The sequence below is a fragment of the Roseicella frigidaeris genome (genome assembly GCF_003258945.1).
In the GTDB taxonomy this organism is placed as follows: domain Bacteria; phylum Pseudomonadota; class Alphaproteobacteria; order Acetobacterales; family Acetobacteraceae; genus Paracraurococcus; species Paracraurococcus frigidaeris.
The window spans coordinates 1-14066 of the sequence record NZ_QLIX01000035.1 but is presented as its reverse complement, the minus strand read 5'-3'; the positions used below and the strand labels follow the sequence as shown (position 1 = coordinate 14066).

General features: G+C 71.2%; 14 protein-coding genes. 6 read left to right on the top strand and 8 right to left on the bottom strand.

Annotation, left to right across the window (positions count from 1 at the left end; all coding sequences use genetic code 11):
* The first annotated feature begins 57 nt into the window (after window positions 1–57).
* The gene (locus DOO78_RS24610) at window positions 58–1752 is read left to right on the top strand and encodes a DUF3141 domain-containing protein (protein ID WP_243634777.1); all 1695 of its coding nucleotides are present in this window, start codon (window positions 58–60) and stop codon (window positions 1750–1752) included.
* A 206-nt stretch (window positions 1753–1958) separates the two neighbouring features.
* Window positions 1959–2375, top strand: coding sequence for a DUF1622 domain-containing protein (locus DOO78_RS24605; protein ID WP_111472557.1), 417 nt, complete (start codon window positions 1959–1961; stop codon window positions 2373–2375).
* Between the two features lie 223 nt (window positions 2376–2598).
* On the opposite strand, the gene DOO78_RS24600 is transcribed toward DOO78_RS24605, so the two are convergent.
* The 4 genes from DOO78_RS24600 to DOO78_RS24585 form a co-directional block, all read right to left on the bottom strand.
* On the bottom strand, window positions 2599–2955 hold the full coding sequence (locus tag DOO78_RS24600) for a FixH family protein (protein WP_111472539.1): 357 nt from the start codon (window positions 2953–2955) through the stop codon (window positions 2599–2601).
* Window positions 2956–3286: 331 nt separating this feature from the next.
* A complete protein-coding gene (locus DOO78_RS24595; protein WP_111472538.1) occupies window positions 3287–3835 on the bottom strand; it encodes an OsmC family protein in 549 nt (182 codons plus the stop codon).
* A 7-nt stretch (window positions 3836–3842) separates the two neighbouring features.
* The gene (locus DOO78_RS24590) at window positions 3843–4508 is read right to left on the bottom strand and encodes a methyltransferase family protein (protein ID WP_111472537.1); all 666 of its coding nucleotides are present in this window, start codon (window positions 4506–4508) and stop codon (window positions 3843–3845) included.
* Window positions 4505–4759, bottom strand: coding sequence for a DUF2933 domain-containing protein (locus tag DOO78_RS24585; RefSeq protein ID WP_111472536.1), 255 nt, complete (start codon window positions 4757–4759; stop codon window positions 4505–4507). Before DOO78_RS24585 ends, DOO78_RS24590 begins: the two co-directional genes overlap by 4 nt.
* A gap of 252 nt (window positions 4760–5011) precedes the next feature.
* On the opposite strand from DOO78_RS24585, the gene DOO78_RS24580 reads away from it, so the two are divergent.
* Window positions 5012–5380 (top strand): hypothetical protein, encoded by a 369-nt coding sequence (locus DOO78_RS24580; RefSeq protein WP_128080147.1) that lies wholly within the window; start codon window positions 5012–5014, stop codon window positions 5378–5380.
* A gap of 64 nt (window positions 5381–5444) precedes the next feature.
* On the opposite strand, the gene DOO78_RS24575 is transcribed toward DOO78_RS24580, so the two are convergent.
* Genes DOO78_RS24575 through DOO78_RS24560 form a run of 4 tightly spaced genes read right to left on the bottom strand, consistent with a single transcriptional unit; the run spans window position 5445 to window position 9651 of the window.
* Window positions 5445–6251 carry a cytochrome c3 family protein gene (locus tag DOO78_RS24575; RefSeq protein ID WP_243634776.1) on the bottom strand — a complete coding sequence of 269 codons (807 nt, stop codon included), beginning with the start codon at window positions 6249–6251 and terminating at the stop codon, window positions 5445–5447.
* An 11-nt stretch (window positions 6252–6262) separates the two neighbouring features.
* On the bottom strand, window positions 6263–7000 hold the full coding sequence (locus tag DOO78_RS24570) for a hypothetical protein (protein WP_207803042.1): 738 nt from the start codon (window positions 6998–7000) through the stop codon (window positions 6263–6265).
* 1 nt (window position 7001) lies between these two features.
* Window positions 7002–8978, bottom strand: coding sequence for a 2Fe-2S iron-sulfur cluster-binding protein (locus tag DOO78_RS28505; protein ID WP_111472534.1), 1977 nt, complete (start codon window positions 8976–8978; stop codon window positions 7002–7004).
* Window positions 8979–8982: 4 nt separating this feature from the next.
* Complete coding sequence (locus DOO78_RS24560; RefSeq protein ID WP_165839066.1) at window positions 8983–9651, bottom strand: Spy/CpxP family protein refolding chaperone; 669 nt, start codon at window positions 9649–9651, stop codon at window positions 8983–8985.
* Window positions 9652–10254: 603 nt separating this feature from the next.
* Between DOO78_RS24560 and DOO78_RS24555 the strand changes: the two genes are divergently transcribed.
* The 3 genes from DOO78_RS24555 to DOO78_RS24540 form a co-directional block, all read left to right on the top strand.
* Complete coding sequence (locus DOO78_RS24555; RefSeq protein WP_111472532.1) at window positions 10255–12645, top strand: heavy metal translocating P-type ATPase; 2391 nt, start codon at window positions 10255–10257, stop codon at window positions 12643–12645.
* A 635-nt stretch (window positions 12646–13280) separates the two neighbouring features.
* Window positions 13281–13613: a four-helix bundle copper-binding protein gene (locus DOO78_RS24545; protein ID WP_111472530.1), complete on the top strand. Its 333-nt coding sequence runs from the start codon at window positions 13281–13283 to the stop codon at window positions 13611–13613.
* Between the two features lie 158 nt (window positions 13614–13771).
* Window positions 13772–14066: heavy-metal-associated domain-containing protein (locus DOO78_RS24540; protein WP_133258033.1), on the top strand; the 295-nt coding region annotated here is incomplete at its 3' end.

The window sequence follows — 14066 nt, the reverse complement described above, 5'->3', positions numbered from 1 at the left end:
GGCGAGGCCCCCACGGCCTCCGTCGGCGTGGCTGGCGCCCCCTCGTCTGGTCCTGCGTTGTCCTGGAGTGACCTGCTCGAGTACCAACGTGACGTCTGGGAGCGGTCGGTCCTCTTCTGGGACACGCTGCGCCAGCGCGCGGACGACATGCTGGAGCATGAGCGCCAAGGCCTGCCGCCACTTCTCGACTTCCGCTCGGAGACGGTGCTGGATGCCCGCACCTTTCCCCACCCGGCGAACTACGCGCTGCTCCGCATCCTGGGGCCCGCCGATGGGACCCAGGCGGTCGCTCCCGATCCGACGAAGCCGCCGGTCATCGTCGTGGACCCGCGCGCCGGGCACGGCCCCGGCATCGGCGGCTTCAAGCAGGATTCCGAGGTCGGCATGGCGCTCGGGGAGGGCCATCCGGTCTACTTCGTCGTCTTCTTCCCCGAGCCCTGCCGGGGGCAGACGCTGGCCGACGTGCACCATGCCCTGCGCCGCTTCGTCGAGACGGTGGCCGGGCGGCATCCGGGCAAGCCGCCCGTGCTCTACGGCAACTGCCAGGCTGGCTGGGCCGTCGCGCTGCTCTCGGCCGACTGCTGCGGCCTGGTCGGGGCCGCCGTGCTGAACGGCTCTCCGCTCTCCTACTGGGGAGGCGAGTCCGGCGTGAACCCGATGCGCCTCGCGGGCGGCCTGCTCGGTGGCGCTTGGCTCGCCGAACTCGCGGCTGACCTCGGCGACGGGCGGTTCGATGGCGCCTGGCTCGCCGCCAACTTCGAGAACCTGAAGCCGGAGCGGGCCATCTGGGAGAAGTACGCGCGGCTCTTCACCGAGGTGGACACCGAACGTGAGCGCTTCCTGCAGTTCGAGCGCTGGTGGGGCGGCTTCTACTTTCTCGGGCGCGAGGAGATCGCCGCGATCGTCGAGAACCTGTTCATCGGCAACCAGGTCGAGCAGGGGGTCTTCCGCATCTGCGAGGATTGCGTCGCCGACCTCCGGCGCGTCCGCAACCCGCTGGTAGTCTTCGCCTCCGAGGGCGACGACATCACGCCGCCGCACCAGGCGCTGGGGTGGATCCCGGCGGTCTACGGCAGCACCGAGGCGCTGAAGGCGGCCGGGCAGCGCATCGTCTACCTCATTAACCCGCATGTCGGGCATCTCGGCATCTTCGTCTCGGCCGCCGTGGCGCGGCACGAGCACCGGGCGATCCTCGCCAGCCTCGCCGAGATCGAGGCGCTGGCGCCCGGCCTGTACGAGATGAAGATCGAGGACGGTGCCTCGGGCGAGGCGCATCGGGCGGCGGGCAAGGCCGCCATCAGGTTCGAGCCGCGGGCCGTCGAGGACCTGCGTTTCGCGCCACCGCCGCGCGAGGCGTTCGAGCGCGTCCGCGCCGTGTCCGAGACCGGTCTCGCCCTCTACCGCGCCTTCCTGAAGCCCTGGGTCCAGACCGCGTCCAATCCTTGGACGGCGGAACTGCTGCGCTGGCTGCACCCGATGCGGACCAGCCGGTATCTCCTGTCGGAGGAGTTCCAACCATGGATGCGCCTCGTCGCGGCGGCGGCGGCGGCCCAGGTCGCGGCGAACCGTCACCGGGCCCGTCCCGGCAACTCCTTGCTGTCGCAGGAGAGGGCCGTCGTGGGCGCGGTGTCGGAGGCGGCGGAGGCGGCGCGCGCCTTCCGTGACGCTGCGGCGGAGCAGGGCTTTGCGGTGTTGTATTCCAGGCGGCCAGGAACCGGGTGGTCGTCCGCCGGGGACGACGCGGGCCGGTGAAGGAGCGGGGCGGCACGGGGCGGGGCTTCCGACGGGCGCCTCATCTTCCTCGCCCCTCCTCGGCAGGCTGGTGCGGTGGCAGCCTGGCCGCAATCCCCGGCTGGACGCGCGGGCCACGCCGCCCGCCCGAGCCGGACATACCCGCCAGCCAACCTGTGGTCGCGTTCGCTGCCATCGTGATGCTGGCCTCGCCCGAGGGAAGGGCCATGGCGGCCGAGCCGCTGGGCTCCCACGGGGCGGCGTACCACGTGCTCGACCGCGCCGCCCACTGGATCGCAAACGGCTTTGAGGTCGCTGGCGTCACAACCATCCTAGTCGTCGCCTGCGCGGCAACCATCCGGTTCGCGCGCCGGGCAGCAACGGCACCGGACTGGACCGCGACGTTGCCCGCCTACCGCGCGGATCTCGGGCGCGGCGTCCTGCTTGGTCTCGAGATGCTGGTGGCGGCCGACATCATCGGCACGGTGGCGGTGACTCCGAGCTTCGGCAGCCTCGGCGTGCTCGCCATCGTGGTCCTGATCAGGACCTTCCTCAGCATCTCGCTCAGCGTGGAAATAGAGGGCCACTGGCCCTGGCGCCGAAGAGAACTCGAGCGGACAGCCGAGGTGCATCCACGGGGATGAGAGCGCCGGGCGCATTTTTCCGGGCGTGGGAACCAAGGGGAGTTAGCGCCGCGTTGCTCCGCGCAGTTACGGGTTGCCGTTGCCGCCGGAGCACTACAAGGCGCTGATCCCGGCAGAGTTTGGCATCGCGCACGTCACGGTCGAGGTGCAGGAATGTCGGGACGCACCCGCTCTGCACGGGCGCGCGGCCTGAAACGAGCCGAACTTCGCTCCGTAGTCGCGCTCAGCTCCTGACGCGGAGGGGCACGGTGCCCTCGATCGGCTCGGGCTCGCCGGGCACGCGCGCGTCGAGGGTCATGGTCCAGTTCCCGGCCATCGGCACCACGGAGTGCACGAGGTAGACGCCGTTGCCCTCTTCGACGGTGGCGACCGGCGGCGGTCCGGCGCCCTCGACCATCAGGGTCGTGATGATCTTGGCGTTGGGCATGAGCATTTGGAATTTGTGGTTGGTGATGACGGCACCGGTCACGGGGCGGCCGTCCGGGAGGTGCACCAGCCGCACCCGGACCTCGGCGTTCGTGCTCGGCCGAACCTGCTGGTCGAGGACCTCGAAGCGGTAGCTCCGCGAGGCCGCCGACATCTCGGCGCATCCTGCAAGGAGGGCAGCCAGCGCCGCAGACCCTAGGAGGCCGAGAACTCGCTTCATGGCTCACAATCCCTTTGCATGGCCCGCAGTCGCGGCACCGGTTTCCCTCCGTGGGGTGTTGAACAGCCTGCGCTGGCCATCCCGGTCAGCATCAGGGGCAGATCCACGGACACTGTCGATATGCATGCGACGTGCCAAATACGAAACCTTTGAGACCATCGGCCGCTGCGAACCGCACCGCCCAAAAATTCGCCTTGGTGCCCAGGGATTTGCCACAAGCTCATGGCGGCATTGTCAGGTGTTCCCAGCAGCGGCAGTGGTTTGTTCAGCCACATACTGGCTTTGGCTGCCATCGTGCATGCCTAACGGACTGGATTTCCGCGGGCTGAATGTGGCCGCTCCGGATGGTGCACGTGACCGGCGCATGCGCCTCGGCCCAGCGAACGAGTTCGACCAGGACATCCTCCGGCGTCTCCTTGGCGCCGATCCTCACCCGCACCCGGATGTCGGTCATCGCGGTCGACACGGCTTCGTCGAGGCCCAACATTCCCCGCGCATCGCCTCCGCACGTCACGCTCACCTCCAGCAGGTCGAGCGTTATCCCGAGCTTGGCCGCCCGCATGGCGACGACGGTCGCGGTGCAGGACGCGATCGCGCTCCGCAGCAGCCAGCCGGGGCTGGGCGCCGTCGCTCCCCCGCCCAGGAGGGCTGGCATGTCGGTGCGGAGGTCTCCGAGCGGGCCGCCGATTCGGCAGGACAGGCCGTCCTCGAGGACGGCGGTCACGGCCGGGCTTGGGGCGTTCGCCCTGTCCGGGTCCTCCGCGAACAGTCTCGCGGCTTTCTCAAGGGCGTCGCGAACCGCTGCCGTCGACATGGCTGCGTCACCCTGCTGGGGGCCGGTCGGCCGGGGCTTGGCCGCCCAGCCGCGGGAACCAGGCTGGCACCCGGGCAGCGTAGCGGTCGTACTCCGCCCCGAACTCCCGGCGCACCTCCTTCTCCTCGGTGTGGGCGAGGTGGACGTACATGCCGACCAGCACCGGGAACATCAGCAGGGTCAACAGTGTCGGCCATTGGAGCAGGAAGCCGAACATGACGGCGATGAAGGCGATGTACTGCGGGTGCCGGATGTAGGCGTAGGCGCCCGAGGTCGCCAGCCGGTGCTGCCGCTGCGCCTGGAAGAGCACGTTCCAGGCCGAGGAGAGAAGGATGAAGCCGCCGCCGATGAAGGCGTAGCTCAGGAGGTGCAGCGGGCTGGAGTGCGGGTCGCCCTTCAGGCCGAAGAGGGTCCACCAGAGGTGCCCGGCGTCGTGCGACAGCAGGTCCACGCCCGGGTAGCGCGCCTGCAGCCAGCCCGAGAGCAGGTAAATGGTCAGCGGGAAGCCGTACATCTCGGCGAACAGCGCGACGATGAAGCCGCTGAAGGCGCCGAAGGAGCGCCAGTCCCGCGGGGTCCGCGGCTTGCCGAAGCTGAACGCGAAGACGATGAAGACCAGTGAGTTCAGGATGACCAGGGTCCAGAGCCCGTAGGCGGGCGCGTCGTGCGTCATGACATGCCTCCCTGGACGCGGCCGCGCCCGCCGCCATCCGGCGCAGCGCGGCCGTCCGCCTCGCGGTGCCCGTGCCCGTGGTGCATGAAGAGGTGCATCAGCGGGCAGGCGAGCAGGAGCAGGTAGGGCAGCGCGCCGAAGACGTGCGCGGCGTGCTCGGTTATCAGGTAGAAGGCGGCGACCGCCAGGAAACCGAGGAGCGCGACACCGCCTCGCGTGCGCCAGAAGGGAACATGAGGTCTCGGTTCCACGCCGGTTCTCCCGCTTTCGCCCTCGCAGTTTGGCGCGCTGCCGCCCTTGCACCCTTGCGCCGGATCAATGCCAAGGCGGGGCGTTTCTTACAAAATATTGCTGCACCCCCATTGCTCCTTCCCGCCGCGGAGGGGGGGCGCCAGAGTCCGGTGCGCGCCCGGAGCGGACGGCTGCGCTGTAACCATTTTGGCTAGGCGTAGGGCGCACCGACGCCAGCAACCACGGAGACGACAGTGAACCGCAGGCACCTCATGATCGCGATCGTCGGCGCGGCGATCGGAACACTCGCCGCGGGCGCGGCGCTGGCCCAGCCGACGCTCAACCCGCAGGGCGGGAGCGCCGGTCCCGAGATGGACCACAGCCGCATGGGCGGTCCGTCGCAGCAGGGGCGGGCCCCCGGCGGCCCCGCGCCGACGCTGAACCCGCAGGGCGGCAGCAGCAACGCCGAAATGGACCACAGCCGCATGGGCGGGCGGAACATGGGCGGCCCCACGCCGTCCATGGACAACAAGGGCGAGGGCACCAGCGGCGCCCAGATGACCCACCCCGGGAACCCCGGCACGGGGCACGGCCACGAGCAAGGCGGGATGCAACGGCAGCGGGGCACGCAGCGCCAGTAGCGACCTCCCCCGGGAGCCGCCGTCCATGCGGCGGCTTCTTACTAAGCCGGTGCAGGCGCCCGGCTCAGTGGTGCTTGTACCAGCCGACCCCGCGGATGTCGTTCCAGGCATCCGTCTGGTGGCACAGGTAGCACTGCTCGACCCTCGCGTGGTGCTGCCCCGCCACCATCTGCGACACCATCTCGAAGTGCATCATGTAGTGGCTCGGCGGCGCCCGGTGGCACTGCGCGCAGTCCTGCGACGTCGGCGAGGGATGGCGATACCCGGCCACCCTCCACGCCAGGACGTCGTGGCAGTCCTGGCAGTCGCGGCCGAACAGGGTCCGGTGCGGATCCCGGTTGGAGTGGCAGCCGTTGCAGTCGAGCGCGGCCTGCGCCTCCTTCGGCAGCGGGCGGGGCGTGGGGGACGCACCCAGGTCGGCGGCGGCCTCGTCCAGTATCGACCGCAGGCGCGCCATCGCCGCGTCGACCCGCGTCTCCGCCACTGTCCGATGGCTGGAGGCGGCGGCGCGGCTGGCGCCCACCGACGCGAGCACGGCGTGGTCCATGATCGTCGGGCGCCGGTCCACGCCGACATGCTCGGCATGGCAGCCGCTGCACTCGCCGATGGACGCGTGGAACGCGGTCGACTGCCTGGCGAGTGTCGGCATGTCTGTGGCGTGGCAGGTGAGGCAGGCCACTGGCTGGACCCCGCGGTTCGGCGTGTGGCAATCCCCGCAGCGTCCCTCCAGGAAGGCGTGCGCGGCCGAGAGCGGCCCGGGGTCCACCGCGTCGCGCCAGAGGGGCAGCGCCTCCGAGCCGGATCGGTAGACCACCATCGGAACCCCGACGGCGATGGCCGCCCCGAGGATCCCGAGGACCAAGTAGAGCACGGTGCCAAGCCTCACGGCAGCCACCGCAGGCCGAAGTAGACGCTGGTCCAGATGTGGAGCGCGAGGAGCGGGTACATCACCAGCGCCGCCGCGACGTGCACCGTCGTCCAGCGGGAGAGGGCCCGCTTCAGGACCTCGCGCCGGGCTATAGCGTGCTCCAGGTCCGCCATGCCGCCGAGCAGGCGCCGGAGTTCGGCGTCGGGCGTCCCGGCGCCGCCCATCAGGGCGAGCAGGGCGCCTGGGTTCTGCTGCAGCAGGATGGTGGCCACCCCCTCGCCGCGGGCGCGGGACGCCTCGGCCGCGAGCAGGTCGTAACGCGTCCGGAGCACCCCGAGCATGACCTGCTGGTCGCGCAGGTCGGTTCCAAGCTGCGCCAGGATGTAGCGGCCGACGAAGCCGGTCAGGACGACGGCCAGCATCGCCAACACCAGCCCGATGCCGAGCGGGCTGTGGTACCGGTGGCCGCTGTGGAGGACGCCGAGCACGGCGCCGACCACACCGGCGTAGACGTGGAAGACGAGGACGGCACGCAGGGACGCGTGCCTTGCCACGCCCGCCCTGATCCAGCCGATGCGCTTGGCGAGGGAGTAGGCGAGCAGCAGCAGGAAGAGGCTGGCGGCCGCGATGCCGAGCACGCTGCCCGCGAGGCTGCCCGCGAAGCGCGGCGCCTCGTGCAGCAGGAAGCCGGGCGCCACCAGCGCCAGGACGGTCATGAGGGCCCCGACGGCCAGGCGCTCGCGCTCGTTCACCCTACGCCTCGACCGCCAGGTTGCCGATCGACTTCGCCTGGCAGGCGAGGATGATGCCGCGCGCCTTCTCGTCCGGCGGCAATCCCTCCTCCACCTCCATGGTCACGGAGCCCTCGAGGAGCCGCACCTTGCAGGTGCCGCAGATCCCGACCCGGCAGGAGTAGTCGATAGGGACGCCGACCGCCTCCGCCGCCTCCAGCACGCTCTGCTCCGGGGACAGGGGGGCGGTCTTGCCGGACCTGGTGAAGCGGACCTCGGCCGTGGCGATCCGCGGGACCGGGGCGGCCGAGGGCTCACCTGGCGTGGAGGCGGGCGGGGCAGCGGGTGCTGGCAGCGGGGCGGGCGTGCCCGGGGTGACGCCCCTGGCCGGGCCGAACGCCTCGGTCCTGACCTGCTCCCTGGGCACGCCGAGTTCGGCGAGGGCCGCCTTGACCGCGTCCATCATCGGCGGAGGGCCGCAGAGGTGGACGCGCCGCCGGGCGATGTCGGGGACGGCCCGGACGATGAAGTCCTTGGAGAGCCGCCCCGTGCCCCCCATCCAGGCGGTGCCCTCGGCGTGCGACACCGTCGCGGCCACGTGCAGGTTCGGGTGCCGCTTCTGCAGGTACTCGAGCTCCTCGCGGAAGATCAGGTCCTGCGGCGTGGCGACACCGTAGAGCAGGTGGATCTCGCCGGGGAAGGCGCGGTCGGTCAGGTAGCGGGTAACGCTCATCATCGGCGTGATGCCGACCCCGCCCGCGATCAGGACGATGCTGTCCGCGTCCGTCCCGGTGAAGGTGAACACGCCCGAGGGGGCCGACACCTCCAGCAGGCTGCCAACCGCGCCCCGGTCGTGCAGGTAGCGTGAGATGAGCCCCTTATCCTCCCGCTTCACGGTGACCTCGACGTAGCTACGCCGGAGCGGCGAGGAGGCGATGGTGTAGGAGCGCCTCGCCCGCTCGCCGTCGACCTCGGCCGAGAAGGTCAGGAACTGCCCCGGCATGAAGGTGAAGGGGATGTCGCCGCCGTCCGGGTCCACGAGCCGGAAGGTCTTCACGCTCGGCGTCTCGGGGAAGATCGCCGCGACCCGGAGCGTGCCCGACCAGGGCCGCCGCGCGGCCGCCGTCGCCACAGCGGGCGCAGGGGCAGGGGAAGCGGTCGGCGTGGTGGCCGGAGCAGCGGCCTCAGGCTCCGCGGGCGCAGGCGGGCCGCCGGGTCCGGCAACGGGCGGGACGGGCGGCGGCCCGGAAGGGGCCGGTCCCCGGGTGGCGGGGGCCGGGCCGAGCGCACCCCCGGTGGGGCCGCTGGCGAGCCGCTGGACCAGGCCGCCGACCCGGCGCATCCGGGCATACTGGAGGGCCAGGGTCCCGAGCAGGAACGCCACGAGGAACGCCATCGTGGTGAGGTGGTACCAGGAGAGGCCCCAGCCTTCGGTTGGCGCCATGGAGGCGGTCTTGGCCTCGGGCAGGCCGAGTTGGCCCTTGAACCAGTCGAGCGCGATCCGGCGCGGCGCTTGGCCCTCGTTGACCGCCCACAGCGCCGCCGCGCCGCTCTCCACCTGCAGCAGACCCTCGCGCGCCGCGGCGGCGGCCTGCTGGACGGCGGCGGGGTCGTTGGCCGCCATCGCGTGGTGGATCCGCATCTGCGCGTCGGTGATCGCCTCGGCCCCCACGCCGATGCGCCGCCCCGCCTCGCGCTCGATGAGGCGGCGGGCCTCGGGCGTGAGCGCGGGCATCTCCATCAGCGAGGGGTAGAACTGCCTCGGCACCCCTCCCATGCAGCCCATCATGCCGCCGCATCCGCCGCCCTGCTGGGGGGCGGTGCTGCCCATCGGCGCCGTCTGCTCCGTGGGCGCCGCTACCGGGGGGGGATGGTGGGCGCTGTGGTCACCGGGGTCCGTCTGCCCGAGCGCGGGAGCGCCCACGACGAGGAGCAGGACCATCACGCCCGCGGCTGCCAGGCCGGGGCGTCGGCCCGCCGCCGTGCCTGCCAGCCGCATCGGGTCAGAGCGACGCCAGGAGCGGGACCACGAGTTCGTCGGCCGTCCGCTTCTGCTCGTCGTCCAGCGTGCCGTAGAGCTTCGCGAAGGCGACGCGGCTGTCGTGCAGAGCCTGGAGACGCGCCGCCGAGTGGCGCTCGTACGCCTCGAGCCTCCCGAGCGGGTCCGTCGCCTTGTTCCCGTCCTGCATCGCGGTGCGCGCCGCAGCGAGGTGGTCGCGGGCGCTGCGCAGCGAAGCCGCGAAGGCGTCCCAGGCGGGCATCTGCTGCTGGGTGATGTGGAGTTCCGCGTGCAGGAAGGCGAGACGGCCGTCGAGCCGGCCGAGCGTCTGCCCGGCCATGCCGGGCCCCATGCCCATGCCCATCCGCTGCCGCTCCATGGTGGACATGCGGTCCTGCATGCCCATGCCCTGCATCGGGGTGCCGCCGGGCGCCGCCCCGCACCCTGGTTGGCCTGGGCCGCAGCCTGCGGAGCCCTGGCCCTGCATGCTCTGACCTTGCATGCCCTGACCTTGCATGCCTTGTCCGCGCATGCCGCCCATCATGTCGTCCATGACGAGGACGACGGGCGGGCGGCTGAGGCCCACCGTCGTGGAAACCGCAGCCTGCGACGGCGATGTGATCGCTACCGCGCCAAGGGCGAGGGGGCTCAACCATACAGAGAATTTAGCCATGGTGTCTTTCTCCCACTCCTTACCGGCCGGGTCCATCCCCTTCGCCCCGCCGGGTTCCGGCCGTGGCGAAGGGGATGGACCCAGTGGGGGCGACCGCCGCCGTGTGGCAGGCCCAGCCTGTCCCCCCGTTTGCGCATCCGGGCGGACCGGCATTCCGCCCCTTAGTCACTGGGCACCACCGAGATTGGGTTGCGGAGGTTCTCGGCTGGCGCCCTGCGACCCGGCGATCATCTCGCGGTTCACGCAGCCCGTGTTTGTCAAAACATTGCTGAAGGCACTTGGCGCCTGGGCGGCCGGGAACCGGGCGCCTTCGACGGTGGCTTCTGCTGCGAAAATTCCCGCCCCTCGCCCGGCGCACTCTCGATCCGCGATTTTATAACAAAGCATTGCTGGCGGTGCGCCCGGGGCTGCGGCCATCCGCCGACGGGTGAGATTGCGCGGGGTCAATGCGCATGTCGCCCGCGACGGAACATGACACCGGGACAGCATTCAAGCGGCGCTTCGGGGCCGCCTTGACCTTCCAACCGTTGGAAGCCCCACCTTGGGTGCTTCTGATAACCAGACGGGCCCGCGGCGCTGCGGGTTGAACCGGAGGCGGCAAGCATGAGCGGCGAGCACAGTAGCCACCGGCACCACGCCGGACATCACCACGGCCATGGCGGGCATGATACCGCAGTGGCCGAGGCCAGCCTGGTGACGGACCCGGTCTGCGGGATGAAGGTGGACCCGGCCACCTCGAAGCACCGCCTCCAGCATGGTGGCCAGACCTTCCACTTCTGCTCGGCCGGGTGCCGGACGAAGTTCGAGGCGGACCCGGGCAAGTACCTGAAGCCCTGCGAGGCCACCGCGCCCGCCCCGACGCAGCCGCCGCGCAAGGGTGTGATCTACACCTGCCCGATGCATCCGCAAATCCGCCAGGAGGGCCCCGGCAACTGCCCGATCTGCGGCATGGCTTTGGAGCCGCTGGAGGTCACCGCCGAGGCCGCCCCGAACGAGGAACTGGCCGACATGACGCGGCGGTTCTGGATCGGGCTGGTGCTGACGCTCCCGGTCGTCGTGCTGGAGATGGGCGGCCACATCCCCGGCCTCGGCCTACATCACCTCGTCTCGCCGCGACACTCCACCTGGCTTCAGTTCCTGCTCGCCACGCCGGTCGTGCTCTGGGCCGGGTGGCCGTTCTTCGTCCGCGCCTGGCTGTCGGTGGTGAACCGCAGCCTGAACATGTTCAGCCTGATCGCGCTCGGGACCGGCGCGGCCTATGCCTACAGCGTGGTGGCCACCCTGGCCCCGGAGGTGTTTCCTGCGGGCTTCCGTGGCATGGACGGCGTGGTCCCCGTCTACTTCGAGGCGGCTGCAGTCATCACCGTGCTCGTCCTGCTCGGCCAGGTGCTGGAACTGCGGGCGCGCGAGGCGACCGGCGGCGCCATTCGCGCCCTGCTGAACCTGGCGCCCAAGGCCGCCCGCCGCATCCGGCCGGACGGCTCCGACGAGGAGATCCCGCTGGCGGACGTCCAGCTCGGCGACCGGCTGCGCGTGCGCCCGGGCGAGGGGGTTCCGGTGGACGGCGTGGTGCTGGAGGGCCGTGGCGCCGTGGACGAGTCCATGGTCACCGGCGAGTCCATGCCGGTCGAGAAGGCGCCTGGGGACAAGGTCATCGGCGGCACGGTGAACGGTACCGGCGCGCTAGTGATGCGGGCGGACAAGGTGGGCTCCGACACCATGCTGTCGCGCATCGTCGCCATGGTGGCCGAGGCGCAGCGCAGCCGGGCGCCCATCCAGCGCATGGCCGACACGGTGGCGGGCTGGTTCGTCCCGGCGGTCATTGCCGTCGCGGCGCTGGCCTTCGTCGCCTGGGCGGTCTGGGGGCCGTCTCCGGCGCTCTCCTACGCCCTGATCGCGGCCGTCTCGGTGGTCATCATCGCCTGCCCCTGCGCGCTCGGACTGGCGACACCGATGAGCATCATGGTGGGCGTCGGCAAGGGCGCCACCGCGGGCGTGCTCATCAAGTCGGCCGAGGCGCTCGAGCGCATGGAGAAGGTGGACACCCTGGTCGTGGACAAGACCGGCACCCTGACCGAGGGCAAGCCCAAGGTGGTGGCGGTGGTCCCGGCGCAGGGCCTCACCGAGGCCGAGATCCTGCCGCTGGCGGCCAGCCTGGAGCGCTCCAGCGAGCACCCACTGGCGGCCGCCATCGTCGCCGCGGCCAAGGAACGAGGCGTGGTCGTCCAGGAGCCGGGCGACTTCGCCTCCGTCACCGGCAAGGGCGTGACCGGCACGGTCGGTGGCCGGAAGGTCGCGCTCGGCAATGCCAGGCTGATGGCCGACCTTAGCATGGACCTGGGCGAGCTCGCCGCCCGGGCGGACGAGCTTCGGCGGGAGGGCGGCACGGCGCTGTTCCTTGCCGTGGACGGCAAGCCGGGCGGCGTCATCGCCGTGGCCGATCCTGTCAAGCAGACCACCCCCGCGGCTCTGGAGAGCCTGCGCGAGGACGGCGTGCGCATCGTCATGCTGACCGGCGACAACCGGACCACGGCCGAGGCCGTGGCCCGGCGGCTCGGCATCCGGGAGGTCGAGGCCGACGTCCTGCCGGAAGACAAGCACCGCATCGTCCGGAAGCTCCGCGGCGAAGGGAAGGTCGTCGCCATGGCGGGCGACGGCGTGAACGACGCCCCCGCCCTGGCCGAGGCCGACGTCGGCGTCGCCATGGGCACTGGCACGGATGTCGCCATGCAGAGCGCCGGGGTGACGCTGTTGAAGGGCGACCTGGCGGGCATCGCTCGGGCGCGGCACCTGTCGCGCGCGGTGATGCGCAACATCCGCCAGAACCTGTTCTTCGCCTTCGTCTACAACGCACTCGGCGTGCCGCTCGCGGCGGGCGTGCTCTACCCCTTCCTCGGCATCCTGCTCAGCCCGGTGGTGGCGGCGCTGGCGATGGCGCTGAGTTCGGTTTCGGTCATCGCCAACTCGCTGCGGCTGCGGACGGTGCGGCTATAGCGCACCCGGCTGAAGGATGGACGCGGCGGGGCAGAGTTCCCGGATGGCTTCAGTGGCGGCCGGGAACCCCTCACACGTCGCGCGTTACAGCGCTCGTCTTCATGCAGGGAAGGCTGCGGCGGATGGGCAGGGCGGCCGGTCTGGTCCGGTTGATGCTGGCGGCGGTGTTCCTGCTGGGCCGCATGGCCCTGGGCTTTGCAGCGGGTATCCAGCCTTGCCCCGCTGCGATGCACGTCCAGACCGTGACCCACAACGGAGCGGGCCACGCCGCTGCTGCCTCCCCCAGCAAGGGTATGGCGGACGCCCCCTGCCGTCCGGATCACGTGATGCCGTGCTGCTGTGGCCCTGGCCTGTGCGGCACCGCTCTCGCGGTGCTGCCGTCAGCGACGCAGCTGGGGCCGCATGCGGCCTTCACGGTGGCGTTCACACCCGGCCCGGCTTCCGCCGCCGCAGGCATCCGCGCCAGCCCGGCGCTTCCCCCACCCCGCATCTGACCTGAGACGCCCGGCGACCCCGTCGTGGGTCGACCCGGACGGCCGCGCCTGAACGGGCGCAGTCGTAACGATGGGCACGGGAGCAGCGGCGCCACTTCCGCCGCCCGTCAGCCATTGGCGCCATCAGACCGGAGACGTGAAATGCAGAACCTGTCGCCCGAGCTGCGGTCGTGCATCGAGGAATGCCTGCGCTGCCACAGCACCTGCCTAGGCATGGCCATGAACCATTGCCTGCAGCAGGGCGGGAAGCACGTCGAGCCGCAGCACTTCAAGCTCATGCTGGCCTGCGCCGAGATCTGCCAGACCGCGGCCAACTTCATGCTCATCGGCACCCACCATCACAAGCACACCTGCCGCGAGTGCGCGGAGATCTGCGAGGAGTGCGCACGCTCCTGCGAGCAGGTCGGCGGCATGGAGGAATGCGTTCAGGCCTGCCGCCGCTGCGCCGAGAGCTGCCGCAAGATGGCTGCCTGAGGTCGTAGGGCATGAAGGGCGGTGGGCTCCCTCCCGGCGGCCCGCCGCCTCATCCCGAAAGGCCGGCCGCGGGGCATGGAATTCGTGCTGGCCCCCGGGTTGACCCTCCCACGTGGGAACACCCCACCTCAACGGCGCCCGCATGAAGGAGACCAAAGATGACCGAAGGCACGACATTCGAGCGCGTCGCGCTGTCCGGCCAGGACCGGGACTGCGCCGTTCTCGCCATCGGCGGCATGACCTGCGGGTCCTGCGCCAACGCCGTCCACCGCGCGCTTTCGTGCGTTCCCGGCGTGGTCAGCGTCGAGGTCGACCTCGCTGCCGGGCGCGCCCTGGTCCAGGGCACCGCGTGCGGATTCCGGCGAAGTCGGCCACCGATTCCGACGCCATGTCGGCCGGCCATTCCGATCGATGTCGGCCGGGGTGGCTGCTCGCCCGAGGGCTGTTGGTTGT